Annotated in this window: 26 protein-coding genes; 10 read left to right on the top strand and 16 right to left on the bottom strand. The window is 57.7% G+C overall.

Annotated elements, in window-relative coordinates:
- Positions 1-10: 10 nt before the first annotated feature.
- The 5 genes from repC to NKH03_RS17935 form a co-directional block, all read right to left on the bottom strand.
- Positions 11-1291: a plasmid replication protein RepC gene (repC, locus tag NKH03_RS17955; RefSeq protein WP_352969557.1), complete on the bottom strand. Its 1281-nt coding sequence runs from the start codon at positions 1289-1291 to the stop codon at positions 11-13.
- Positions 1292-1957: 666 nt separating this feature from the next.
- On the bottom strand, positions 1958-3892 hold the full coding sequence (locus NKH03_RS17950; protein WP_352608102.1) for a ParB/RepB/Spo0J family partition protein: 1935 nt from the start codon (positions 3890-3892) through the stop codon (positions 1958-1960).
- A 529-nt stretch (positions 3893-4421) separates the two neighbouring features.
- Positions 4422-4613, bottom strand: coding sequence for a Y4oE-related protein (locus NKH03_RS17945; RefSeq protein ID WP_502899639.1), 192 nt, complete (start codon positions 4611-4613; stop codon positions 4422-4424).
- Positions 4614-5067: 454 nt separating this feature from the next.
- Positions 5068-6027: a hypothetical protein gene (locus NKH03_RS17940; RefSeq protein WP_352608098.1), complete on the bottom strand. Its 960-nt coding sequence runs from the start codon at positions 6025-6027 to the stop codon at positions 5068-5070.
- Positions 6024-6680 carry a Fe(II)-2OG oxygenase family protein gene (locus tag NKH03_RS17935; protein WP_352608096.1) on the bottom strand — a complete coding sequence of 219 codons (657 nt, stop codon included), beginning with the start codon at positions 6678-6680 and terminating at the stop codon, positions 6024-6026. Before NKH03_RS17935 ends, NKH03_RS17940 begins: the two co-directional genes overlap by 4 nt.
- A gap of 276 nt (positions 6681-6956) precedes the next feature.
- Here NKH03_RS17935 and NKH03_RS17930 point away from each other — a divergent pair, with 276 nt between their 5' ends.
- The 3 genes from NKH03_RS17930 (at position 6957) to NKH03_RS17920 (ending at position 11207) form a co-directional block, all read left to right on the top strand.
- On the top strand, positions 6957-7166 hold the full coding sequence (locus tag NKH03_RS17930) for a hypothetical protein (protein WP_352608094.1): 210 nt from the start codon (positions 6957-6959) through the stop codon (positions 7164-7166).
- Between the two features lie 64 nt (positions 7167-7230).
- A complete protein-coding gene (locus NKH03_RS17925) occupies positions 7231-10530 on the top strand; it encodes an Eco57I restriction-modification methylase domain-containing protein (protein ID WP_352969554.1) in 3300 nt (1099 codons plus the stop codon).
- Positions 10527-11207, top strand: coding sequence for a hypothetical protein (locus tag NKH03_RS17920; RefSeq protein WP_352608090.1), 681 nt, complete (start codon positions 10527-10529; stop codon positions 11205-11207). The genes NKH03_RS17925 and NKH03_RS17920 overlap by 4 nt, the downstream gene beginning before the upstream one ends.
- A 150-nt stretch (positions 11208-11357) precedes the next feature.
- On the opposite strand, the gene NKH03_RS17915 is transcribed toward NKH03_RS17920, so the two are convergent.
- Genes NKH03_RS17915 through NKH03_RS17905 form a run of 3 tightly spaced genes read right to left on the bottom strand, consistent with a single transcriptional unit; the run spans position 11358 to position 12751 of the window.
- Positions 11358-11513, bottom strand: a complete 156-nt coding sequence (locus NKH03_RS17915) for a DUF8626 domain-containing protein (protein WP_352608088.1) — start codon at positions 11511-11513, stop codon at positions 11358-11360.
- A complete protein-coding gene (locus tag NKH03_RS17910; RefSeq protein ID WP_352695704.1) occupies positions 11514-12302 on the bottom strand; it encodes a hypothetical protein in 789 nt (262 codons plus the stop codon).
- Positions 12302-12751: a DUF3846 domain-containing protein gene (locus NKH03_RS17905; protein WP_352969552.1), complete on the bottom strand. Its 450-nt coding sequence runs from the start codon at positions 12749-12751 to the stop codon at positions 12302-12304. Before NKH03_RS17905 ends, NKH03_RS17910 begins: the two co-directional genes overlap by 1 nt.
- A 921-nt stretch (positions 12752-13672) precedes the next feature.
- Here NKH03_RS17905 and NKH03_RS17900 point away from each other — a divergent pair.
- Both NKH03_RS17900 and NKH03_RS17895 read left to right on the top strand, forming a co-directional pair.
- Positions 13673-13951 (top strand): Y4lK-related protein, encoded by a 279-nt coding sequence (locus tag NKH03_RS17900; RefSeq protein WP_352607670.1) that lies wholly within the window; start codon positions 13673-13675, stop codon positions 13949-13951.
- A gap of 129 nt (positions 13952-14080) precedes the next feature.
- Complete coding sequence (locus tag NKH03_RS17895; protein WP_352607672.1) at positions 14081-14395, top strand: hypothetical protein; 315 nt, start codon at positions 14081-14083, stop codon at positions 14393-14395.
- Between the two features lie 404 nt (positions 14396-14799).
- On the opposite strand, the gene NKH03_RS17890 is transcribed toward NKH03_RS17895, so the two are convergent.
- Complete coding sequence (locus tag NKH03_RS17890) at positions 14800-15807, bottom strand: RcgR family putative quorum lactone hydrolase (RefSeq protein ID WP_352607674.1); 1008 nt, start codon at positions 15805-15807, stop codon at positions 14800-14802.
- Positions 15797-17410 (bottom strand): RcgA family putative transporter, encoded by a 1614-nt coding sequence (locus NKH03_RS17885; protein ID WP_352969549.1) that lies wholly within the window; start codon positions 17408-17410, stop codon positions 15797-15799. The genes NKH03_RS17890 and NKH03_RS17885 overlap by 11 nt, the downstream gene beginning before the upstream one ends.
- A 112-nt stretch (positions 17411-17522) precedes the next feature.
- On the opposite strand from NKH03_RS17885, the gene NKH03_RS17880 reads away from it, so the two are divergent.
- Complete coding sequence (locus tag NKH03_RS17880) at positions 17523-17834, top strand: hypothetical protein (protein WP_352607678.1); 312 nt, start codon at positions 17523-17525, stop codon at positions 17832-17834.
- Between the two features lie 254 nt (positions 17835-18088).
- Here NKH03_RS17880 and NKH03_RS17875 read toward each other — a convergent pair whose 3' ends face one another.
- The 6 genes from NKH03_RS17875 to NKH03_RS17850 form a co-directional block, all read right to left on the bottom strand.
- On the bottom strand, positions 18089-18262 hold the full coding sequence (locus NKH03_RS17875) for a hypothetical protein (RefSeq protein WP_352607680.1): 174 nt from the start codon (positions 18260-18262) through the stop codon (positions 18089-18091).
- Between the two features lie 24 nt (positions 18263-18286).
- Positions 18287-18703 (bottom strand): hypothetical protein, encoded by a 417-nt coding sequence (locus NKH03_RS17870; RefSeq protein ID WP_352969547.1) that lies wholly within the window; start codon positions 18701-18703, stop codon positions 18287-18289.
- A gap of 11 nt (positions 18704-18714) precedes the next feature.
- Positions 18715-19254: a hypothetical protein gene (locus NKH03_RS17865; protein ID WP_352607684.1), complete on the bottom strand. Its 540-nt coding sequence runs from the start codon at positions 19252-19254 to the stop codon at positions 18715-18717.
- A gap of 108 nt (positions 19255-19362) precedes the next feature.
- A complete protein-coding gene (locus tag NKH03_RS17860) occupies positions 19363-20064 on the bottom strand; it encodes a thermonuclease family protein (RefSeq protein ID WP_352607686.1) in 702 nt (233 codons plus the stop codon).
- On the bottom strand, positions 20061-20582 hold the full coding sequence (locus tag NKH03_RS17855; protein ID WP_502899629.1) for a thermonuclease family protein: 522 nt from the start codon (positions 20580-20582) through the stop codon (positions 20061-20063). The genes NKH03_RS17860 and NKH03_RS17855 overlap by 4 nt, the downstream gene beginning before the upstream one ends.
- A 20-nt stretch (positions 20583-20602) precedes the next feature.
- A complete protein-coding gene (locus NKH03_RS17850; RefSeq protein ID WP_292191178.1) occupies positions 20603-21211 on the bottom strand; it encodes a hypothetical protein in 609 nt (202 codons plus the stop codon).
- A gap of 155 nt (positions 21212-21366) precedes the next feature.
- Between NKH03_RS17850 and NKH03_RS17845 the strand changes: the two genes are divergently transcribed.
- From NKH03_RS17845 to NKH03_RS17830, 4 genes are read left to right on the top strand one after another with little or no spacing between them, the layout of a single operon-like run.
- On the top strand, positions 21367-22317 hold the full coding sequence (locus tag NKH03_RS17845; protein ID WP_352607690.1) for a lytic transglycosylase domain-containing protein: 951 nt from the start codon (positions 21367-21369) through the stop codon (positions 22315-22317).
- A 12-nt stretch (positions 22318-22329) separates the two neighbouring features.
- Positions 22330-22674 carry a TrbC/VirB2 family type IV secretion system protein gene (locus NKH03_RS17840; protein ID WP_352607692.1) on the top strand — a complete coding sequence of 115 codons (345 nt, stop codon included), beginning with the start codon at positions 22330-22332 and terminating at the stop codon, positions 22672-22674.
- A 2-nt stretch (positions 22675-22676) separates the two neighbouring features.
- A complete protein-coding gene (locus tag NKH03_RS17835) occupies positions 22677-22976 on the top strand; it encodes a VirB3 family type IV secretion system protein (protein ID WP_182574566.1) in 300 nt (99 codons plus the stop codon).
- A gap of 3 nt (positions 22977-22979) precedes the next feature.
- Entirely contained in the window at positions 22980-25391 is a 2412-nt protein-coding gene (locus NKH03_RS17830) for a VirB4 family type IV secretion/conjugal transfer ATPase (protein WP_352607695.1), read from the top strand.
- The last annotated feature ends 33 nt before the right edge of the window (positions 25392-25424 follow it).

The raw sequence follows: 25424 nt of genomic DNA, 5'->3' as shown, positions 1-25424 counted from the left end.
ACGAGATACATCAATTTATCGTCTCCATAAGATTGCGGGCCGCAAGCCCGAAAACTGAGCGGGCAAGATGAAGCTCGCCGGCCGCGGCGCGATCCGTCATCGCCCGTAAGTAGCCGCCCGGCGACGAAACTTCCTGCCGGTCGAATTTCTGCAACGTCACCGCAATTGCAACGGCCGCCTGCTGCTCGCCCATTTGGGCGACAGCGCAGCGCCGTGCATCGTCGGAAATGCCGGTAATACAGCACATTTGGGGCACGAGCCGAGCCAAATCTGCCCAGGTCCGGGGCAGGGCAAACCCGTAAGTTCTCAACGCCGGTACCGCCCTTAAAACGTCCTGCAACGCCACAACAACATGCGGCAGGCGCTTCGGCTGGTTGACTTGGTATGAACCTCGCCCCAGGCTTGTTTCATAAGCCCATTGGCTGGCGGAGCCAGCCTCTAACAGATTGAGTTGTTCGGCGGCAGCCGAACGCCGATTCTCATTACTATTTACAATGGGATCAGGGGTTGTAGTCTGTTTGTGCATGTCGTTTTCGGCATACGTGCATGTCGACTCTTTCGCTTCCGATGCGACTTGCGGGCGACGTGGAAGCTGCAAGACCCGTTCGATGAACCACTCGACAAGCGCCGTTGCGCGGCGCAACACGTCGCTCGAGGCTTTTGCGGCTGTGCCGACCAGGGCAACGACCCGTTCAAGGCGCGCCTCTTGCCGTGCTCGGGCGCGCTCTGAAAGGTCGGTAACGGTCGCCAAAGCGTACCGGAGATTGCGCAGGGCGCCACGATAGCGCCGCAACGCCGCGCGGGCGGTCGCCTTCTCCGCCTTCGCCTGTCGCACCAGATCGTCGAGTTCGCGGTAGCGGACGATAAGAATACGCAGGTCGATACCGCAACCATCGACAATCGAGCCGCTGGCACTGCGCACCGGATAGCGCTTGTAGTTGCCACTATCCTGCATGGTGACAAGGCCGGTGTCGAAGAGGTTCGACAGCATCCGGCTCACCCGGCCGACCGAACGATTGATTTCGAAGGCGAGCTGCTGGTTGGACTTGAAGATGATCGCCCTCCCGGCTTTCTCGAAGGCCTCGCCCGGCGCAGTGTTGATCAGCGTGACCAGAAGATGGCTTTCGGTCGCGTTGATCAAGCCTGTGCAGGGCAGGTTGTGCGCGAGCACGGCGAGCTGACCGCGCGTCACCGCTCCGATCTCGGCGGACTGCGCCAGTCGCCGATATTCGGCGCGTTGCGGTGTCATTCGGCGGCCGATGGGCCGCTTCGGTGGCATAGGTTCTCCCATTCTCGTCTCCTTTGTCGTGGAGACCAGACAAAACAATCCCGTTCACCGAAACGGTGTTTTTCAGGTTGACAGAGGAAGGGAGGTTTGCAAAAAAGATTTTGGCTAAATTGATTATTCGCAAACCGCTTCCGGGATTCGTTTCGGGGGCGGTTTTCTTTTTCTGGTCGGTTCGTCTTCTCCGTCGTAGGCGCTAGTTCGCGTGACTCGGAACCATGATTCCGGTGATTTGCAGAACCATAACTCGAATATCCATTTTGGCGCAACAATTGCGCTACCACCGGTAGCAAACAAAACACTCTCCCAAGGCTTTCAGGCACTTCATAGCCAGACACTCTCCGGCGCGCGCTTTATCTGCTATACCTTCTCGGATATATGAATGCAGCAAAACCGGCCTGGTTTCCAAGCCGGTTTTTCTGGGGCGGGAAGGGGAGTTTGAGGGGAGGGAGCCTCCCCTCAATGCGATCGGGGCCGGTCGATCCGGCCCCGATCGCATCAGCGGCCGTCGATGAACGTTCCCGGAAGGTCGAAGGCTTCAAGCGCCACGGTAAGCGGGTCCTGATGTCGACATGTGCGGGTTCTCGACATAGGCATTCATTCATTAAGCTTGCAGCAGGCAGGCGCGGTCCGATCGCGCCGGAGAAAGCGCGACCGGCAAGCGGCTGATGATTATTCAGCCGCTACGGGATGGGGTATTTCTTCATCGAAATCGGCGTCGTCGCGCTTCGTCTCGGCAGCAGGAACGGAAATCCGCACAGGCTCAGGAAGCCAGCCGCTATCCGTGACCATCCGCTCTGCAATGGTAACGGCTTCCGACTTCTTGCCCGCCGCCTTAACGGCAAGCCCGGCCTGAGCGCCCTTCACTTCACGAATGACGGCCTCGATGCTCTGGCGGTTGATATGCGAGAAATAGCTATCGCCGGTCGGCTCGAACCATTTCGTCATGTTCACCGCAAGAGCCTGTCCAAGCCGGTCTGCGTGCTCGAAAGCGCCTTTCCTGTCATGGCAGTGAGGTTTCCGCACCGCGTTGACGGAATGAGCCGCCGCAAAAGCCAGAAGCGACAACAGTTCGTCGCGGTTCTGTTGCAAGCACCATTCCCACAGATCGGCAGGGTTGCCGGGGATATGATCGCCCCATGTCTGGCGAAGGCTTTCAAACTCCGCCACGGCTCGGCAGGCGTCGCGCCGCTTCATCCCGGTTTCGATATGCTCATGTGTCAGCCTGATTTGCAGCGCGCTATCTACGTTCGAGCAGTAATCATAGACCACACTCAACAGCATCGCGTGAACCACGGCGGCCAAGGCTATATCGTGATTGTTCGCGAGTTCGACCCGTAGCGCCGCCGTCTTTTGAGCGGTCAGGTCCTCTATGAGCGCCGCCGAATGCGTCACCCTCGGCTGTCCCACTTCCTGTGGTTTTTCAACGCCGTTGCCGCCCTTGTCGTCGCCATCGGCCTCCTCATCCCGGCCATCCTCGGGCAGCACAAGACCACGCTCGATTCGCACATCGCCGTAGTTCGTCAGCGTGACGATCGCGCCGCTGATCTCGAAAACTTCCGGCGCATAGACTTCTGCGCGATCCTGCAGCGCGGTGATCCGCTTGTCGATTTCCTCGATCTTCGCGTCAGCCCCTTCATCGGCGGCCTCGGCCTCGATCAACTCCGCCAGCTCGTCATATTCTGCGGTGAGCTGGTCAAGTTCGGCTTGTTCGGCCTCGGACAACGGCACCTGTTCGGGATAGCGCCGTCCGTAGGCTTGGAAGGTGTCATAAGATACATCGGGCATGATCCCGACCCATTTCCAGCCCTCCGCCTTCACGGCCTTGGCTGCGCTTTCAAGCTTGGCTGCGACAAGGGCATCCAGCTTCAAGACATCGACCGCAAAACCGCCTTCCTTGTCATCGAACAGGTCGCGCTTGACGGTTCCGCCTGCTGCCTCGTAGGCGTCCAGCCCGCCAAGGAATTTGACCCGCTTGTCGCTTGCCCGAAGGCTCTCGCCAGCAAGTGCGGAACGAATGGCTGGTGCGTAGCGGTTCCACGAGGGCAGTTCATCCCATACCCGGACCTGCGCCTCGTGATCGTCGCTGATCGTGAAGGCCGAAAGCTGCTCAAACGTCATATCCTCGTTGCGGTAAGCCTCCAAGAGGCGCGGTGACACGCGACCAAGGGCAAGGCGGCGGCGCACAATCGTCTCGGTCGTGCCGAACCGTGCGGCAATATCGGGGACCGACTTGCCTTCGTCCGCCAGATCGCGGAACGCCTCGTACTGGTCGACCGGATGCATATCCTCGCGCAGGACGTTTTCGGCAAGACTGGTCGCCTTAGCGTCTTCTGCCGCTCGCTCCTTGCATTCGACGGGGAAATCCTTCGCGATCTCTCCCTTTTCGGCCAGCAGATTGAGCGCCGCGCGGCGTCGCCCGCCAGCGGTCACGAAATAGCGGCCCTTCTTGTCGCCCTTCCTGACGACAAGGTTTTGCAACAGCCTGTAGCCATCGGCCCTGATGCTCGCTGCCAGCGCTGCGATACCCTCGGCGCTGTAGGTTTTGCGGACGTTCTTCGGGTCCAAATCCAGCTTGTTTAGGGGGATGGTGATTGTCTCGGTCATGGGTTTTCTCTCCTGTTTTCCCTTTTCCCGCGAAGCGGAAATCCTGCCCGAAGGGGCAGGAGCCCCGCTCCTGCTCCCGAGCTCGTGCGGAACAGCGGGGGAGAGGGGGGCAAGGGGACAAATCGGAGGGGGATCACCCGCCCGAAGGCGAAGCCGAGGGTCGGCGCCGATCCGCGCATGCGGATCCGCGTCGATCCTGCACGGAGCGCGGCCCTGGCCGCGCGGAGGAAGGACGGGGAGACCGATTTTCGCCTTGCAGGGGAGAGGGGGCAGAGCCGCCTTTCCCCCTCTTTCAGGAATAACCCTGGCTCGGCTGTGGGCCGCGCCCTGTGGAAACAGGCGCGGCGCCTTCGGTCACGACAGCTGGTTCCTTATACGGGCTGCTACTCTTGCTAATTAATCGCGACAGGGAGTGCCCTAGCTGATCAGCTTCATACCCGCGATGGGTGCGCTTCGGCGGATCCACGCTTCCAAGTTCGTATTCCATCAGTGGCGCGGGCCAGGGGTTAGTGGCGACGCATGCTGAGCCCTACGCCCAACCCACGTGATCCGATTTTGCGAGCTTTAGAAACAGGTCGAACCAAAACCGATACTCGGGTCCACCTCGATCGCCAAGCGCCTCGAACGCACAATACGCGACCGACGTCGTTGGGCCTTTGCCGTATTTGTCGATCGCAGCGTCAATCGCCTCGTCCTCGGCCAAGAACTCCCATCCTCTAATGACGCTGTCATGAGTTCTCACGGTGACCTCCTCAAACCTGTCCAGGGAAACGTAATGCTTGGGCTGTCCTGCGTCATGTCTGCATTTCGAGAGGTCACGCCAATCGTGATGAAGGCCGATCAGTACGAACATCCAGGTCGCGATCAAACTGATCAACGCTCAAGGGTCGCCGGCTGAAGCTGCAAGGCAACTGAGTCTTGGCCGCCCCACCGTTTATCGAAAAGTGAGGCGGCGCTGGGCATCAGTCGGCCAGCGTAGAGAGCATTTCCGACGCCCTTCAACTCTCGCTCCGGACGGAAACTTCAAGGGCAAATCGTGACCTATCGGTCGTTCCCGCCAGGCCTCATGAACGACTGCTTTGCGCCGCATGTCCGCCATTCGCACGGTCCGGATCCTCCACCAAAATCACCTGTTGACGCTGACCCGCGCTATTCACCGCTTGGATTGAACCGGGCTAGAATCTTTCGTTGTTGTCTTCTTCGTATCCATAATGTTCATCCTGCGGTGCGTAGTAGTCCGCAGCATCATGGAATTCAGTGTGTATGAACCGATCACCCAAGCCGATCACGCTCAGCTTCGAGTACCCGCCTACCTTTAGCTCGCATGCGATACATTCAAACTGAGCGGGCAAGTATTCCTGCTTTTCGATGATCGTATCGTCCTTCAATTCCTGTGTAGGAGCCGCGATCGGTTCTCCATAAACCAATGCTTGTGAGCCGCACGCCGGACACGCTACACGATGTCCTGCCTGCTTGGTTGCCCACACTTCCGCCGCGCGTGATAGCTTCTCCCGCTCTTCTTTGTCTTTGTCTCCCCATGCCTTCGCATGTTTAGCCACATCACCTTTTACTGCCTTCGCCTTCTCGTCAGCCGCTGCGGCAATAATCTTCTCAGCGGTAGCTGCCATCTCGGCACCGAGTAGCTCCTTGAGCTCGACACCCATTGAGGCCAATAGAATCTTGGCCGCCTTGTAGAAACCGGCGTGCCATGATGCGGCGGAGAGACCGTCAAAGGGCGTGTCTCCAGAATGCAGCTCCTTGTTTCGTTGGGCGACTTGCGACTTGCAGAGTTTTTCAACCTCGCTGTCAAACTCAGGGAGAATTTCGCCCAGCCTCTGCAAAACTGCCGACGTCGTAATGGATTTTGCGGAAAATTGCTTGTCCTTCGGACTGAAGCCCAAGGAGTGAAACAGACTACTCCAGTTTCTCTCGCTGACGTCCGCCAAAAGAGCGGGGCTAACGTTGGCGAGGGCCGCTCGCGCCAGGAATTCGAGAGCAAGGCTTGACCACAGTGCGTGTTCCCAAGTCGTGCTCTCTTCCGCCTGCATTTTCTCTACGTATCGCTGAGCCTTTGAAAAGAGCGCTTCAGCATCCCAGTTGGCGGGAGTTTCAGCTGGTTCAAGTGTCTTCTTCAATGCAGGTCCTCCAAGTAGGAGCGGAGGATGCGCCGCGATGCGTGTTCATTTCCTACTGGCGCACGGGCGTGCAACATGCGCCAGTTATCCAGAACGAGCGTGTCGCCGCGGCTAACCAGGCAAATGGCCTTCGGGCGGCACATCTCTAAAGCTGTTTTAAATGCTGTCATGCCAGCCTTCCCATTGTCGCTGGCGGGCTTTATAAAAATCTCATCCCAGCGGATTAGATCGTGATCATCGATGCTCTGCATTAACTTCAGCAAGGGCAATTTACCCCTGATTGGTCGCCTGGGTTGAACAAGCGCTCGTGAGATAAGGTCGCGACCCGCCTTGGCTACAACTTCCCTTCCATCGACTACAAGAGTGGGAACATCCTCAAACCCAATGTCACAGCGTAGCAGCATATAGCGTGGTGGCCGACGCCAATGAGCGAGGTCGGTATGAAATGGAAAAATCCCACGACCGAACATTCCACTATAAGTGTTGGGCGTGGCTCGATTGGGATCTGTCGGAGTCAAAACATGCAAAGCAAGACCGGAACCTAGAGCCTGCGGTTTTCCGATCACCGAGACTGCATCTAGGTGTTCATGATCAGCATAGAAACCCTCCAAGAATAGGTATCCGTGTTCTTGTAGTTCTTCGAAAAAGGTCATCAGGCAAGAATAGCCTGTTGGTTTCCTCTGTTCAATCACCGGGTTGGTATGCCAAACCCCTGTCCTTCCGCAAGAATAGGGATGGCGTGGAGCTTCGGGAACCGCGCTCTTGTCGGCGCCCCTGGATCGCGCGGGAACTCACTCACCCGCACCCATCCACTTGGCAGCACGAGCAACGCGGTTAAGAGTGATTGCGTGTTTTCGTGCTTTCGTTCTATTCTGGCGACGTGAGTCGGATTTCGTCCTAGCGTGCCGATTTGAGGAAAGGGGCACTCGATGGCAAAGGCGCAGGTGAGCTTGGATCAACCCGGCGAGCAGCTCAGGTCGAAACGCAGCGAGGCTCCGTCGTCCGGTAGCACGCCCCTCAATTTCAAGGTGCCCCTCGATTTCCGCCGTGAATTCAAAACCTACGCAGCTCAGCACAATAAGAAATTGAACCAGCTTCTGTACGAAGCGTTTGCCGCTTTGAAGGCCAGAAATGACTGAGCGCAGATTTCAGCGATACGCTCCAGTCGTCCAAAGGGCGCGTGCGGCCTGCGGGTTTTAACAAGTGGCCCCTGCAATCGAAAAAGCCGCCCCAGCAGACCTACTCGCGGCTGCTTACGAGCAGCTTGGTTTCGACCAAGGTGCATTGCTGCCCGCCACTGCCGAACCGCAGCTCTCCGCGTTGCGAGAGTGGGTCGATAAAGGTGATTGGCAAACGCTGGCCGCACAGGTTGGCGCGGAGAAGGTTTTCTTTGTCGACCGCGAACCGGTGGTAGTGTTCGCTAAGACAGCGGATACAACGCCTAAGGCCTTGCGGGCGTTCTATGAACGCATCTGGTGCATGTCCAGACCGCAGCTGCTGTTTCTCGCCTGTCCGGGTGAGCTGCTCGTCCTCGACCTTACCAAAGCACCGCCAAAGCCGGATGAATCGATCAATGACCAATCCCGCCTGATCGCGGTGGCGCGATCCATTGCCGAGGTACAAGCTAAGCTCTCGAAGTATCATCGTGAACGTGTCGAGACGGGTGCGTTGTTCGGCGAGGAGCGTTTTTCAAATTCGTTGAACAGGTCCGACCGCGCGCTCATCCGTGACCTCAAAACCGTGCGGCAGCAGCTGACCGCCGTAACCACGCGCCGAGGCTTCGAAAAGCCCGCCCTGCGCGATCTACATTCGTTGATTGGAAGAGCCATTTTCATCCGCTATCTCGAAGATCGTGAAATTCTCACGCCTGTCTATTTCGAGAACGTGGCCGCTCGCCGCAAGGAGTGGGTCAGGCTGCTTGCGCAAGCGCCTACGGCCCCGGCCATCGAGCCTCGATTGGCCGAAAACCGCTTTCTGAGGGTCTTGCAGAGCAAGGATTTCGCATATGCACTATTCGACCAGATGGCGATTGACTTCAACGGCGACACCTTTCCGATTGATGACGATGAGCGCGAACGCATTCAGCAGGATCACCTGGATCAGCTCAGAGGATTCCTGCTTGGCAATACGACCAGCCAGCAGGAACTCTTTTTCTTCGCTTATCGCTTCGAGGTCATCCCTATCGAATTGATAAGTACGATCTACGAAGAGTTCTACAATGAGCGCGAAGGCAAGGACCGCAACCAAGGCTCGCACTACACGCCACCTGCGCTGGTCGAGTTCGTTCTTGCCCAGACGCTGACGCCAGATGTGCTTGCGCAAAGGCCGCGCGTAATCGATCCGGCGTGCGGATCGGGAATCTTCCTTGTAGAATCGTTCAGACGCATTGTCCGGCATCTGTGCGCCGAGCAAGCCGGACGCCGGGTCAGCCGTCCGCAGTTGCGTAAGATTCTGCGCGAGCAGATTGCCGGCATGGATATCAATGAGGAGGCAGTGCGCATTGCTGCGTTCAGCCTCTATCTGGCGTTCCTGCACTATCAATCGCCGCGTGAGATCAACGTTGAGCGCAGATTGCCCTATCTTAAATGGGTTGCTGAAGCCGAACGCAAGAAGCGCGAGAAGAAGAACCCGGATGCCCAGTTCTTCGACATTCTGCTGGATGCCAATTCCTTCGACGTGATCGCGGGCAAATATCCGTCCGAGGTGACAAAGCGATTTGGCAGTGGGTCGGCATCGGTCGTGGTTGGAAATCCACCGTGGGGCTATCCGAAGAAGGAAGACGAAGAAGGCCGCAAAGCAATGACGGCTACGACGGCTTGGTGCCTGGCAAAAGAAGGCCGTCCGCTGGGCGACAAGGAGCTGTCGCAAGCTTTTATCCATTTGACGCTGGCCCTGTTGCGCTCCGGCGGCAAAGCCGGACTACTCGTGTCTTCCGGCGTCTTCTTCAAGCATCATGACAATAGCCGTCAATTCCGCCGCGTCTGGCTGGAATCTGCAAAGCTCAAGCATGTCGTTAATTTCGCGCATGTCAGACACATATTTTTCTCGGGTGTCCAACGCGAAGCTCAGGGCATTTCTCCCTTCGTATCCGTCGTCTTCGAGAAAACGAAGGTCGATCTGAAACGCGAGGATGTCCGTTTCCCGTACTGGTCCGCGAAACGCACGGCTGTGGTCGCCAACACACAAGCTGTCGTCCTAAGCCAGGGTGATATGCACTGGCTTTCGCAACGCGATTGTCTCGAAAACGAAAGGCTCTGGAAGATTTATTGGTGGGGTGGCCATCGTGACGAACGATTGGTGCACGCGATTGACCGATATCCAACGCTGGCAGATTTGCCCAACTACCTTCCTCGCACCGAAGTTCTGTTCGGTCGTGGGTTCCAGGAAGCAAATCGAAAATTGAACGCTGACTGGCTTCAAAATTACAAAGAGCTCCGACCGCAAGCGCTTGAGCGCTACGGTCCGACTGACACGAACCAGCTCCTACCGGTGCCTCATAAGGTCGAGAGACGCGGGGTGGAAGAGGTCTACAACGGACACCGCTTGCTGGTAGGACGCGGAATCAAAGCCGACGGATTTATCACTTCCCGCTTTGACACCCAAAAATACTGCTTCAGGAACTCAATTCACGGTGTCCGACTGAAGGGACTAGAAGCTTGGCAGGAGGCTGTTATCACGGCGGTCTTCTGGTCATCGCTCGCTCGCTATTACTATTTCACGACGATCGGGTCGTGGGGCTTTTGGCACGATGAAATTCATCTCGAGCATGTTCAAAGCATGCCGATATCGTTTCCTGAGAACACCGAACTGCGCGAGCGGATCGTCAAGATTGTCACGCAGCTTCAAAGCCTCGATATCGGCCCGGACAGTTTCCCGCTCGGTGCGGCCCAAGCTCTCGCTCAATTGCAGGGGCTGGAACGACAGCTCGACGATGCCGTGTTCGATCTCTACAACCTCTCGCCCGGTGATAGGGACCTCATCCGTGAGATGTGCAACATGGGGCTCGACCTGTTCTACCGCAAAGAGAACAGCAAGGCTCTGCGCACGGTCCTTGGACCAAAGCAAAATGCTGGGACCATTGCCACTCTCACGCAAGCGGATGACGGATTGGCATCTTACCTGCGCACGTTCCTGAAGATTTGGAATGCAGAGCTCGATTCCGACTCTGAATTCCATTGGCGTGTTTTGTCGCCGCCGTCCGGAGCGCCGCTCATTGCCGTTTCCTTTACTGCTCACTACAAAAGCGATCCTGTCTCGCCATCAAACGATGACGGAGCGCAGGATTGGCGCGAGGTGCTGGCGACGCTGGACCGCGTGTCGCTAAATCCGATCATTCGGTCTAAAATCTTCGTGGACAGTTTCTTTCGCTACGTGAGCGACACTGAAATCCTTTTCATCAAGCGAAACGAGCGCCGGTTCTGGAGCCGTACGGCAGCGCTTGAAGATGCAGAGTCAGCACTGACGTTCCTGATGAATTCTGAAGCTGCCGCGGATGTCGCATGATGCATGCAGGCGTCCCGCGCATACGATCCAATCAGCTGTGGCGTACCCGCGAGGCCAAGTGCCTGGCCATCATCGCCCGGGCGCTTGTTATTTTCCGGCAGCACGAGTCGTTCCCTGAGTCCGAAATCGAACTCAACCGCGAATTCTATTTTTGTCTGATCGCTGCCAGTCGCGATCTGTATCCGGATGATGAAGTCGCACCTATCACCGAGTGCTGCAATCAACCGGACCCGGATGACGGGGCGCGTGCGCGCCGTGAGCAAAAGCGTCCGGACTTTCAGTGGATTTATCTTGATCGATATGAGTCCGATCCACACCGTAGCAGCAAACAGTTCGTGGTTGAATGCAAGCGTCTTGGTGATCCGCCGAGAGCTGATTGGGTCTTAAATCTAAACTACATCGAACACGGTATTGCGCGCTTCAGGCATCCGGACTGGGCTTATGCGAAGCGTGCGGAAAGTGGGGCGATGATCGGATATGTGCAGACCATGACGCCGCCCGCGATACTCGTCGCCGTCAACACCGAATGTCGCAGCAAGTCGTTCCCGGACCTTACGCCTGCAAGTGCCTGGGTGGCCGGAGGGACGACCCGACTTGAACATGCTTTTGGGCGAAGCTTCGAAGTTTCGCCGATCAGGCTGCATCATTTCTGGATCGATCTTCGGGTGCAGCCTTGATTACTGGGCTTTGCCTGGCGCGCCGGATGCCATCGTGCGGTCCAGCGGAATAGGCTGGTCGTGGTGGGGTCACGAGGAGGCGGTGCGAACATGCCACCGCCGACCTGACAGATGCGGAGAACCGTCTTCGCTTGGATCATGGGGCGCCGCTCACGCGGCGCCCTCGGCGGTGACGGCTTTCATCACCCGTTGGGCCGCCCATCGTCCGGCCTCATTAAGATGGCGCTGCCAAGCGCCTTGCGACGGCGACCAGCGAAAGCCGTTGGCTTTCAGCGCCCGCCTTGTTGCCTCGTCGGGCGCGCGCATTCAGATGATCTTCCCGCCGTTTCCCCGCTCCTGCATCCTCGCCAGTGATTCCAGTCGCGAGTGCAGGCGGCGGATTTCGGCCCGGTTGCCCGACGTGTCGAAACCGCGTTTCCATTGGCAGTCGGCCAGCACGACGCCGCGCACGGCGATCGCGGCCGACATGCCCGTTTGCGCGACCACAGCCTTGATCATGGCGGCATCGTCCGCGCCGTCCTTCTCCATGCGCCGGATGATCGCATTCGCCGCCTTGGCCTTGTCGATGGAGAGCGCCAGCGCCTCGATCTTGGCCTTGATCTTCTCGACGGCAGCGGGATCTCCCGAGCGGATCGGCTCGTCATCCGCCCCATGCGGTAAGGCTTTCCGCTTAACGGCCTTGCGGGCTGCGACCGGATGCGCGCCCAGATCGGCACGGCGGGCGTCTGCGACCTTCATGCGCTTTTCGTTGCGGGCAACGGGAAAGCGTGCGGGGCCGGTGATGAACCAATTCATGCACCGTCCTTCCGCCGCCCAAAACCGCCGAGCCAAATCAGTATGACGCCGCGCGAACGCCTCGACCTCGGCAACGCCATTAAACTCGGGTGCAATATCGCCCTTGTCGGCCAGGTCCTCGACATAGGCCTCAAAGTCATTGAGACGCGCTGCAAGCTCGTCGAGCTCGATGTTTGCGCGACGGTCCGGAAAATGGGTGAGGGCGTCGAACTGGTGTTCGATGGACTTCGCCGCGATGCTTGCGGCGAAGCCTCCAACCGAGACGACGAGCGTCCCGTTTTCGACAATGGCGACTGTCATCACGCCTCTCCTTCCACAATGGTAGGAGCGCGGCGCTCGATGCGAACTTGCAAGCCCATCAACACGCCTGCGATGACCAGCCCTCCCGCCGTCACTTCGTCGCCGGTCGCAAACACAGGGTCCACTACCGGGCGACAGCACTTGAAGCAGGCCGCCGCATCTTCAAGGCTGATCAGGGGGGAGGCGTAGGGTTCGCTTCCATCGCCGTCGACGAGAACGATTTTCCCGGCCAATGGCTGCGGATAGATTTCAAGAATGGTGAAGGCGCTCAGCCCGTCGCGCAGCCCTTCCTCGTCGACGAACAGGGAATGCCGTTCATCGAAGCGCACAACCTCGATCATTCGGCAGCCGATCAGGTCATACAGCGGTTTGTAGCTGTTCCCGGCCGGAAACTCGACCGCGCGAAAGATCGACGTTTCGGGGTCCAATAGGTAACCGGTCTGTTTCATGGTCTAGCCCTTTCTTTTCCCAAAACGGTCTTGCTCTTGCCCGAGGGGGCAGGAGCCCCGCTCCTGCTCCCGAGCTCGTGCGGAACAGCGGGAGAGAGGGAGGCAAGGGAAAAAGTGGAGGGGGTTCGCCCGCCCGCAGGCGAAGCCGGAGGGTCTACGCTGATCCGCGCATGCGGATCCGCGTGGATCCTGCACGGAGCGCGGCATTGGCCGCGCGGAGGAAGGACGGGGAGACCGCTTTTTCGCTTGCGAGGGAGAGAGGGCGGAGCCCTCTTTCCCTCTCTCAGCTAATCAATGTCGGCCGCAATCGCGGCCGTCATTCTGAACTGAAGGGAGCCGTCGCCGGCTTACGCCAGGACGGCTCCCCGCGGTGTATGACAAGAAGGGGCTCGACTTGCCATCACCAACTCAATCGTGCGGGGCGCACTATGCTGAATTTGCTCCGAGCTGTAAACGCTGATACCGCCAATTTGGTTCACTGATGATGACGATCCGGATGGGAAGCAGCCTGCACGAGCGATCGTTACCCGAATGGGCGGAGACCGGTTGAAAACCGGGCTCCGTGCCGCTAGGCATAGAGCGCGGCCACGAAGCGGCGTGCTCGACACTACCGCACCAGATACCAATTTCAGAAAGGCAACTGCTTACCCATTTCGGCTACATGAGGTTGAACAGATTATATTGGACAAGGGGCCAATTGGCACGGGATATGGCAGGGCCATCATTCGACGACTGGATAGATCAGCTTGGCTTGCGCGAGGTCCGGGATCCTCACTTCGACAAGCCGGCCTATCGCAAAGCTCCGTTCGGCAATCTCACGCTCAGCGTAGACATCGAAAAGGAGATCAGCGCCAACCTTCGACGCGTCTGGCAACATCGGAAAGGGAGAGTGCAGTTATGAGGGCAAGAAACAGAAGGCTCATGAAGACAAGCGAAATACCAGCGTTCGTTGATGAGGTGATCAAGGCGGGCTGCGATATCTGCGCTGTCGGCCAGGATAAATACGTCTTCGGGGACGCCGACCTATCGCCGAGTGAATTGAAATTTGCATTGCCGGAGCTGGAGCGGATCGAACAGACCTTCGGCGATCGAGATTTCTTGATACGAGAGATCGCCGCCTATTTGCGCTCGATTGGCCGCTATCTCGAGGTCGGTTCGTCAGCGAAGCACTGGTCGGCGAATACGAAAACTCGCCAATGATCGCGCGGGGAAATGGACCGGATGTGGACTTCCAAATCTTTGGGAAAGCTAACTCGGCTTGGCTCTGTTGGCAGAATTAAACCCACTACCCATATTTGAACTAGGTAGAACAAAACTGGAACAACTGAAATGAAACGTACCCTTATTCTAACCCTCGCCCTTATGACACTTGCCACAGTGGCGCACGCCGAAGGCGTTCCAGTTTCATCGTACACGCCATACGAACGTCTTATGTACGATGTCGCAGGCATAGCGTCATGCGGTGATAGCAGAACCATCCCACCATACATCATGAGCTTGGCGACGCTTCATCCGAGCATGATGGCCGCTACACAAGCTCGTGATGACTTTGCCGCCGCCGTCGATGACGACAAATGGTGCGACAACATAGCCGCCGATGCCGCGCCATTCTTCGATAAGATCATGAATGCGGCGGGACAATAACCCCCACCCTTCGACCCCGGCGCCCTCGCTCAATGCGGGGGCGTTGTCGTTTGTGCAACAGGTCACCCCCGATTTGTACCCTGTACCACTCACAGGGTACCCACACCGCACGTCGTCGCGTTCACTGACACAATGTGAAGGGTGTCACCAATCGCGCACTGTGCCCCATGCTAAAACATACGTGCATCTGCCGCTCGACGTGCCCAGCAGCCACTAACCTTGCAGCGTGTCGTTTATCGCATGCTTTAAGCCTGCATATCCGTGAACAGTAGCACCTTCGGCGTCTGCGTTCGAACACGACACAACACGTCCTGCATGTGCAACGATACGTGCCACATGGGCGTGGAGGCATCATTTAAACTCATGCTCGCCGGGCCGACTTGTCAGCAGACGACAGAAACCGCTCAACGGCCGCGCCTTAGTAACCGCTTCAAGCTCAAACCGGCCAACAAAATGTAAGGCGGCATGGCGAGCGAATAGTGACCACAGTTTAATTCCAAAATATTTGGCCTAGCCCCGGCGTCCTTCAGCCTCTGCATCAACCTCTCCGATAGCTCTGGCAACACCACTTTGTCTCTCTTAGCCAACACAACCTGAAGATCGAGATCAGGCCGTGCCAAACTATGCGCGTAATTCTCCAAGTTAAGTGGACCCCAGGCCCTTCTGAGATCGGTCAGCTCAATCTCAGGCTCAAGGCTATCGCGTATCGATCGTGTCGCGCGGCCCGTCCAAACCATATCCGCTAGACTCCCCGCCGTCAAAAACAACGAGGCTTTTGACACAGCCAAGTCGTGTGCCGCGACTATGGCCGCTACCCAGGAACCTAAGCTCATTCCGAGAACCGAAATCTCTTGATAGCCTTCGCTTTTCAACCAACGTATGAGTTTTCGCCCATCCAACACTGCCTGCCTTATAGATTGTATCGTTCGACCGAGATTAGGGCTAAGCATATAGTCGGCGTGCACAGAGCCGGGACGGCTGCGTTCGAAGTGATAAGGCATAGCAATCTCGACAACCGTGATGCCACGCTGCGAGAAAAAGTTAGCAATCTGACGATTCCGGGCGCTTGCATTCCAATGGTGAAAAATCACCATCGCCTGATCGAACGACCCGCTTTCTGTGATTTTCGCCGAAACGACATTGTTCTGTTCGATATCAGTAGAAATGTCCGATGGAAATTTGAGCCACCCGTCTAGCCTTTCAAAGCCCTGATCACTCACACTCGGCTCATCGAAAAAGGCTGGATCAGCCACGGCTTGGTCCGCAAGGGCACAGAATTCCTCGATACTTGTTATCTTCTTCGCACCTGGAAAGGCGCGTTCCGCGTCAAGGACGAAATCCGTTGGTTTCTTCCCTTCCTCACCGCGTCGCGCCCGCCGCTCATCCCAATGGTCAAGCCAACTATGATACACTCTGATTGTTTCCTAACTTACTCGCTCGCCGTCGCCCCAACCCTGGATCAAACAGGCCGTACATTGCGAGCAGCACTCCAACGCCCAGAAGGATCGAAAAGCCAGCAAATGCATCGATCAGCAAGTAGCCGGCAACGAGTAACGCTACGATCGCTGACATCCTCCACAAAGGCATACAAAACCGGCGTTCGACACCTAAACGGATGGAGCCGTACAGAAATACAACACAGGTCGAAATAGCGATAAGAAGGCTACTGTAATGGGTCGGCCTACGATAGCTGATCCCGGCGCTCACATCATTGCGCCCATAGAATGGGGAAGACATATCGCTGACCAACCAAGCCACAATATTCTCTCCACGCGATGTCAGGTAAGCGCTCTGGACCTTCATGACTATGGCGATCAGAACCCCCAAAACAGTACACCGAAAAATTCCACGCATCACTCTGAGGCTGGCTTCGTAGTGCTCGTGTTGATAATCCACTTCCGGCCGATTACTCGCTGCTTCTCCAATTCTCCAAAGATCATGGATCACCGTATAGAGCAAAATGAGACCTACGAAGAACAGATAAAAGCACAGGCACATGTATAGGTAAGCGAGTCCGGTGAATACGACCGCTTCCGGCACCGATATGACCTCAGGGCGCACAATCGCTAACGAGCCCCAATCCGTCGCATAGTTGCCACCACCTTTCATCAACGGGATCAATGACACGCCGATCCACTGAAAAAGACCGGCGAACAGCACACAAATCAAAAAAACCGCCCAATATGAATACGAAGAAGCTTCTACGCTGCGCGCCCAGGCATCGTCGCTTTCCATCTTGTCGCCCTGCGCTACAAGCTTTGGGCGGCCTTCATCTTTCCAAAAGGTCACTAGCTCGATCACGAAGGCAAAAAACAGTGGCAAAAATACCATGAAGACCAATGTCCAATTCGCTGTCCAAAGAAACCCAACCTGCTTGACGACGCCATCCGCCCGGCCATATGTCACGCTGTGAATCCCCGTAATATACGACAAAAACCCAAGAGCGGTGACACCCGCAAACACCGACGCCGGTAAATTCAGGGGAGATCCGTGACTAAAAAACGCTTCCGATTTCCTCGCCAAACTAAAACGCCGCCTCGGCCCCTTGGCGTCAGTATCCCGTTTTAGCTCTGCCGGAGACGCTGTGTCGTCATCGAAGGTCGCAGCCAGTGCTGTATCTGGAATCTCCTGTGCAACGCTGCTTCCGGCTCTCTTCCATTCTCGTCTCTTGGCCGAAAACCGCGATTGCGCCGCACTAAGCTCCATCTGCCATTCGCTGGTTGCCACCGGATCATCGCACCCCAATACCCTCGCCAGCCAACGAATGTTGGCAGTGCTAATTCCCTTCCCGTTCTCTTGAAACCAAAGCTGCACCGTTCGTAGATCGACCCCAATCCGGTTGGAATCGATCTGTGAAATCGCCTCTGCGAGAAGCTCGGGCGTCCATGGGCCTGCAGGAAACCCGTCCTTGCCCAATGGCCGACCAGCACCCGCCGCGGCCAACCGCTTGAATAATTCTTTGAAATCACTTTCGTCTCCCGGCGGAGGGAGAAATATTTTTTCATTCTTAATCAATGGCTTACAGGCGCTGCTTTCGTTTCGTTTCGCTAGCCTTCGTATCCTATCGTGCTCTCGTCCTTGATCAACGTTTTTATCGACTCGATTTGGCCGCACGGGAGAGGATCGAATGAAGGGACAGGCGGGTTTGTGGGATGTCGATGAACGCTATGCGCGGCTGGCCGACATAACCGAACGACATGTCGCAGCTCAATTAGCGGCCAAAGCGTTCCGAGAGGCTGAGAAGGGGCCCGGGGCTAGCGACGTGATCGCCTTGGACGAGGCCGCGGCGCGGCGCGACGTGATTGGGTATCAGCCCACCGATCACCGGGAATCCATCGGGAAGCTGGTATACATCGCGGCATATTTGATCGCGAGGCGGGAGAGTCTCGAGGAAAGGGAAATGGCGACGGTTATGGAGATGGCGGCGCCGTTTGGGTGAGGTGATCAGCCATCATGGGCATGCAAAAGCCCGCTGAAAAGCGGGCTTTTGCATGCCACAGATGCTTAAAGCTCTGGTAGGGCGAAGCAGTCTTTAGAGGGACGTATCTTCGACGACAGCAACGGGTCGACTCCGGTCATTCGGGACAGTTCTAGCCAAAAAATTCATGTGCTGATTGATGGCACAACATCAAGGGAAAAGGCCCACCGCCCAGGCGGGCTCTTTTGTAGCGCAGACGTTTCCTTGATGGCCTGTCACAGCAAGTCAGGCCTTCCATGCACCAGGCGGATGAGTCCGGCCTGTACCGCGCCGGTGACGATTCCAAAAAGCAACGCAGCCAGCAAGTTCCAGCCGAAGCAGAGTGAGATGACGAAGCAAACCAGCGCTGTTGCAAGGACCGTCACGTAGTCGAGAAATTGATCTTCCATAACGAACACCTTTCCCGTATCGGCCTAGAAGATTGTGGCAACCCATCCGCCGTCGGCTGCCTTTGCGAAGCCCACAACACGGTTGAGAGGCTGTGCCTTGGGCGACATCTTGACCGTGGTCATGCACGAAACGCCGGGGCCGTTGTTGTTTTTGTCGCACTGGCCAAGGGCAAGCGAGATCTTCGGCAGGTCGTTGCGATCCCAGACCAACGGTGAGTTGGATCGCGCGTTCTGATAGGCAGCCAGGGCCTCACCCTCTGACGGTTTCTCCACGACTGGCAGAGGACACAGTGAGGGATCAGCGGCTATCGCCGCCGTGAGCTCGGCCTTGGCAATGGTCCTTGCCTCGACAGTCTGGTGTGGAATTGCCAGCCAGGTTCCGCCGGCGCCGGCCGCACGGCCGACGCCGGCTGTTATGGCGAGTAGGACGGCATTGTTCATCGCTCTGACCACTAGAGATTCAGATTGAACCAGTGGCGTTGCTTGACGCCCTGATCATTCGGAATGTCGAAGTACCAGGGGTCAGCGCGCCTCGGCCGCTGCGAGGAAATCTGCTTGATGCAAGAGTTTTCTCCGTCACGGGCACGGCGGTTCAAGATCACGCCGGCTTGATGGGCGGGACCGTTTAGACCGGGGTGCGTTTGACAGGTGTTGAGGGTCTTGACGCAACGATCCGGTGCGCTGCGATTTCCGTCCCGGCCATATTGGCTATAGCCGATCTTGGTCCCTTCGGGGCAATCGGCATATTCCTCACGACCCGGTGCACCGGTCTTTGCTTCGTTGCAGATGGGCCACGAGAAGCCAGGCTTCGACATGGCAGCTATAAGTTTGATCATCGGCGGGACGCAGTATTCCACGCCATGCCAGGAAGGGTTTTGCGAGGCTGCGCAAAGCAGGACTTGGCAGCCCCAGGATGCGTCTTGTGCCTTGGCCGCTGTGGCTGGAAGGAGCGCGGCGCCGGCGACGCCGGCGGCGTAAATCAGGTGTCTCATGTCAGGCGGTCCTCTGATTATTGCGGGCGTCGCCCAGGCGACAGACGGTGTGTCGTTGGGTGGAGCGGTTCGCTTCGAAGCGTCTGCCATGTAGACGAAGTCCGGCAGCTATCGGTCTGTCCTCAACGGTCGCTTGCGGGCATCGGCAAAAGGCGGGGATATTTCACTCTCGCGTTCGGCCAGCAGATTGAAATCAGCGATCGGCCGGCGATCTGGCGTCTTGTCGACCGCCTTGCGGCGCCATTCATTCATGTCGAGCACGTAGGTTGCCCACATGCCGTAGCGCGCGGCCATGGCGTAACGCTGATAGGCGGCATATTGGCCATTGACGAGATAGGGCGAGGCAACTCGCGCCCAACCGACACGAAGCATTTCCAGGGCAAGGTCTCGAGCGCCGGTGGTGCAGCGCGCGATCGCCGTACCGTCTACTCTGTAGGAGACGACGTTGCAGGTCACCGACTTGTTGCCGACCGTCCGTTTAAGCCATGCCTTGGCAAACGGTCCGCACGGAACGGGTGGAGGGGCCTTCAGGCGCTCGCGGTCTTCCCACTTGGGATCGAGTGCCCATTGCGGCAGCTCGCACGCGTCGATGTCGGCCAGTTGGACTCTCGTTGCGTACTGAGGGTACCAGAGCGTTCGCCCGTCCATGACAGCGACCCGTCCCCCTAGAACAGGAAGCCCCCGGGCGGATGCTTCTGCGGCTGGCCGGTAGACCTTGCGAACAGGCTCATTCCTGATGACATCAGCCGCTTCGACGACCTGAGCGGTTAGAGCAAGCATTGCTGCCGACAGGAGGAGTTGGGCTTTCATTGCTTCCCCTCCCTCGTGGCGCGCTCGTTGGCTGTCTTGGCCAACAGAACTGCCGGGTGCACAACATCGGGGAACTGCCAGAGACCCGCCTTGCGTTGGCGGGCGTCCAGCTCGGCCACGGAGTACGGCGGATGAAGGGGCATGCCCTGATCATCGAGCGAAGCGAAGGCGTAGCCGCTAGAAATCATCATGGTGGCGAGGTCGAGGCGATCCTTGCCAACGGTGGCATAGCAGATGACGTAGGTTACGGCCGCGGTCTTGGCGACCGGCGCGCAAACCGGCTTGGTGTCCTTGATATAGGCAGCAAACATTGCCAGGGATGCATCGCCACAATCGCGCTTTTGCCCCTTCAAGTCGGTGTAGTTGGTGCCGCGAAGGCAGGATTGAACGCCAAAGAGGCGATAGCGTTGCCCCTCTGCAACCCAGGTGTCGCCGGTTTCCAGTGTTATGCCTGGCTCCAGGTCGAAATAGCCATCCGGCGCACCAAGTGCCATTGCAACACCGGCCACGGTGAGCATAAGGACGAGTGAACACCTCTTCATTGGGCCTTCACTCGCGGATCGGCCCACATGCCGTAGGACCCTTCTTTGCCGACATCTTCGGCCTGCGCGAGGTCCGGCCGGTCATAGGAGCCATCGGGCTTTTTTGTCAGGCGCAACGCGCCAAGGGACAAAAGCTGCTCCTCGAACATATCAACGGAATCGAGGCTGCCGGGATAATTGTAGTAGCCATAGCAGGTGGCATTCTGCGTCGGTGACGACTGCTCGCTGACGAAGGCCCGGCAGAAGATGACCTTCGGGCTTTTCAGCATGATTTGCAGCTGCTGTTGCGCGAAGTCGGCGCAAGTGCCGGCAAAGCCTTCCTTCCGGTTGACCACTTCACCTTGGCACGGCTGGAGGCCGTAAAGGTGAAGATTGGTCTTGCCATCGACCCGGAAATCCGTGGGCGATACCGCCACATATCCGGATGCTGACGCGTAGCCCTTGCGGTCCACGGCTTTGCCGCTGCCGTCGTAGTATTCGACGACCAGCACCGTCTTGCCCGGTGCCGCCAGCGACTTGATGTAGTCCTTGTTGACGTTGTCCACCGACCAGGCCGGCGTTGCGATAACGCAACCTGCGAATGCAGCAAGGATGGTCCGTTTCATTTCCAGCCCTTTACCATATTGGTTCATGCCGACTCCCACTTTTGGGGTTTAAGTGTGGCGCAAAAACTTGTATCGCTACACCAAATCGGTTCATACAACGGCGAACTTAATCGGTTTTCACCACAATCTCAACACCGCAAATGGGGCGGGTCGCGATGACAAAAAGGGCTGGAACGAGCAGCATTGCAGGCAGCGGGGCTCTGATTTGCTCGACCCTGCTGAATGTGCTCGCCACTGGCGCCGCAACGGCCCAGGAAGCGCAGAACTCCGCCAAATTTGTGAATATTTTCGCGCAAACTGAAAGCGTCAATGATGCTGCGATCAGTAGAATTTTCGATTCTAGATGGAGCCTGAGCGGCGGTCATTACGTCGTCAGCGAGGACGGCGTTGTCACGCCAGAGAAGACAGCCAAAAAGGGGCGCCAGGCAGACACCCATATTGGTACACTGAAGGGGGCTTACACGACGGAAGACGACACTCCGGAAAATACCATTGTGGGTAAGATACCGACAGAACAGATTACCCAAAATGGCTTAGAAAACCCGGCTCAAGACAGCACGGCAGGCGTGCAGGCTTGCGGTCCGTCACCGCTAAGCCCTTCGGAAATCAAGAAATTAGTCGTCGATGCGGCGCGGCGTCACAAGGTCGACGAGGTTTTCGCCACGGCGATTGCCTGGGCGGAAAGCGGCTTCGACCAAACTCGCAATTCGGACAAGGGCGCACGCGGCCCCATGCAGCTCATGCCTGCCATCGCCGAACGGTTCAAGGTCGAGGACATTTGCGATCCGCAGCAGAACATAGAAGGCGGCATGAAGTACCTGCGGGTCCTGCTCGACGAGTTCCAAAATCCTCTGCTTGTCGCCGCTGCCTACAACAGCGGCGAGCAACGCATCTACGCGTACGGCGGCATCCCGCCGTTTCGGGAGACCGTCGGCTATGTCGCCAAGGTGGTCAATTACCAGCTCGGATTGCCCATGCCGGCGGCGAAGGCAAAGCCCAAGGTCTCCGGGACCACAACAATCGCAGACGGTGGCGAGCACGGCGACGTCGGTGTCATCGCCGTGAAGAAGACCGGCAAGTTTGTCGGTGGAGTGATGCACTTTTGAAGGAGAGAACACATGAAGTGCAATGCAATTGTGGGACCGAGGGTCGGCGCATGGAAGCTGGCAGCCGTTCTTGGATTGGCTGCGGCCGTGCACATGGCCGGCGTCGATCTAGCCTTGGCACAAAGTGGTGGTGGCGGCGCCTTCGCGCCACTGCAGACGGCCGTTCAAATGATCGTGGATTTCATCACCGGCCCGTTCGGCCGGCTGCTAGCGATCATTGCGGTGATCGGCCTCGGTTTCCTTGCCTTCGCCGGTCGGCTGTCGTGGTTCACGGCAGGCGCCGTCATCGTCGGCATTGGCCTGGTCTTCGGCGCGCCGACCATTGTCGATGAAATGATTGCCGCTGTCGGCAAATAGCGATGGCTGAGTTCGAGGACGAAAAGCCCGCCCTGACACCGTTGGTGATCGGCTTGACCCGTTCACCGACGCTTTGGGGCGTGCCCTACATGGCCGTCGTTATCGTCGTCGGTTGTACGATCATCGGTTGGTTGGGCTCCAACTCCCTGTGGGCACTGCTGACCGCACCAGTCGCCTACCTCGTCCTTTTCACGCTGTGCACCTGGGACAGCAAGATCCTCGACGTAATGCAGGTTGCGTCGCGCAAGACGCCCCGCACGCGCAACAAGAGTTTTTGGGGCGCCAATTCATACGGACCATAGCCGATGCTGAAAGTCGTCACAGAAGAACTTGGGTTTGGCAAGGCCGCTCAAAACGAGCGGCCTATGTCGACTCATATCCCGTATTTGCGCCATGTCTCCGATACGGTGATCGGCTTGGAAAATGGCGCCTTGATCAGCGCCATCAAGCTCGATGGCCTGTTCTTCCAGACTGAGGACCAGGCCACGCTAAACATGCGCTCCGTCGTGCAGAACACAATGATCCGTGCGCTCGGTTCCAGCCGGTTTTCGCTGTGGTCGACGGTCATTCGCCGCGCGGTTGAGACCGAGATCGGAGGCGCTTTTGATGATCCGTTCTGCGACCTGCTCAACAAGCGTTACATGGAACAGTTGCGCCACAAGCGCATGTTCACGAACGAGATCTACCTGACCATCGTAAGGTCAGGCATGAGGGGTGCGCTCGGCATCGGTGACACCCTTAAACGGATACTCAACAACGCCAGCCACGACGGCCGCTCTCAGCAGTCACGCGAGGACGTGACGGAACTGGAGGAGCTGGTTACCAACATCACGCGCGAGCTCGAGAAATACGGCGCGCGTGCGCTCGGCATCGTTCGCCGCGACGGCGAGCCATATTCCGAACCCTGCGAGTTCTTCAACACAATCCTGACCTGCGGCGTGCCACGTAAGATGCGGCTCCCGCGCATGGGCATCAGCAACTATGTCGGCACGTCTCGCCTACATTTCAGCAAGCGGACCATGCAGGCACAAGCCGCTGTCGACGAGGACAGCCGTTTCGGCGCGCTTCTGTCGGTAAAAGAATATCCCCCCTTCACAGGGCCGGGAATGCTCGACGGCCTGTTGCAAGTCAATCACGAGTTCATTCTGACGCAATCGTTCACGATCGCGGACAAGCCCATTGCTCAAGAGCGAATTACCCGCCTGCAGCGTCAAATCCAGGCCTCGGATGAAGCGGGTAGCTCGGTCGAACACGACATCGATTTCGCCGTTAACAGCCTGATGAACCAGGAAGCCGTTTTCGGCTTCCACCATCTGACACTGTTGTGCCTGTCGCGCGATCTGGAGGGCGTGAGCAAGGCGGTCTCCGAGCTTGGGGCATGCCTTACCGACATGAACATCAACTGGCTGCGCGAGGATATGAACCTCGAAGCAGCCTTTTGGGCGCAATTGCCGGGCAATCACAGTTACATCGCCCGCAAGGCGTTGCTGTCGAGCGGCAATTTCGCCGGTTTGTCGTCGATGCACAATTTCGCGACGGGGCAATCCGACGGCGCGCATTGGGGCCTGCCGATCACGATCCTCGAAACGACGTCGCAAACGCCGTACTGGTTCAACTTTCACCAACGCGACATTGGTCATTTCCTCGTCACGGGTCCGACCGGCTCGGGCAAAACGGTCTGCCTGACGTTCATGCTTGCCCAGGCTATGCGTATCAATCCCGCTCCCAAGGCAGTTTTCTTTGACAAGGATCGCGGTGCGGAGATCTTCATTCGGGCGGTTGGCGGCACCTACGAGGTGCTGTCACCGGAAACACCCACCGGCTTCAACCCTCTCCAGCTCGAGAACACCGGAGCGAACCGCGATTTTCTCCTGCGGCTGCTAAAGGCAATGCTTCGCGCCAACGATGGTCGCGACTTTGGCCAGGAAGACGAAGACACACTCGAAAAGGCCTTGGCTCGGCTCATGCAAGAGCCCGCGGCTGAGCGCAACTTGGCGAACCTGTCGACCCTGCTCGTCGGTCGTTCTCGCGCAGACGCCAACGACCTTCATGCACGGCTGCGGCCATGGATCGACGGCGAAAAGGCATGGCTGTTCAACGCTCAGCACGACGTTCTGTCGTTCTCAGGGCATCGTGTCTTCGGCTTCGACATGACCAACATCCTCGCAAATGAGGAGTTGCGCACACCGGCGCTGATGTACCTCTACCATCGGCTGGATGAGCTGCTGAATGGCGATCCTGTCATGTTTTTCATGGATGAAGGCTGGCAGCTGCTCCAGGACGAGACCTTTTCGGCGTTCATCGTCGACAAGATGAAAACCATCCGCAAGCTCAACGGCATTGTCGGTTTCGGAACGCAGTCGGCGGCCGACATCGCCAAGGCCCGCGTATCCCACACGCTGATCGAGCAGTCGGCAACGAACATCCACTTCCCTAATCCGCGCGCGGACGAGGAAAGCTACATCACCCGCTTTGGCCTGACGGCCAAAGAATTCAACTTCATCAAAAACACCCCGCCTGAGAAGCGCACTTTTCTCGTCAAGCACGGGAATGACTCGGTCATTGCCCGGCTCGATCTGTCGTCGATGCCCGATATGGTCAAGGTCCTGTCGGGCCGAAAGAAGACGATCGAGGAGTGCGCAGCACTTCGGGAACAATACGGCGATGAGCCGCAAAAGTGGCTGGCTGAATTTTGCGGATGGGAGGTGGCTCAATGAGAAATCGTCTGGCCCTTGGTTTGCTGGTGACAA

Origin of the sequence: Mesorhizobium sp. M1406 (assembly GCF_040317555.1) — a bacterium.
In the GTDB taxonomy this organism is placed as follows: Bacteria; Pseudomonadota; Alphaproteobacteria; order Rhizobiales; family Rhizobiaceae; genus Mesorhizobium.
Note: the sequence above shows the minus strand (reverse complement) of the source record. Positions and strands in the feature narration are given on the sequence as shown.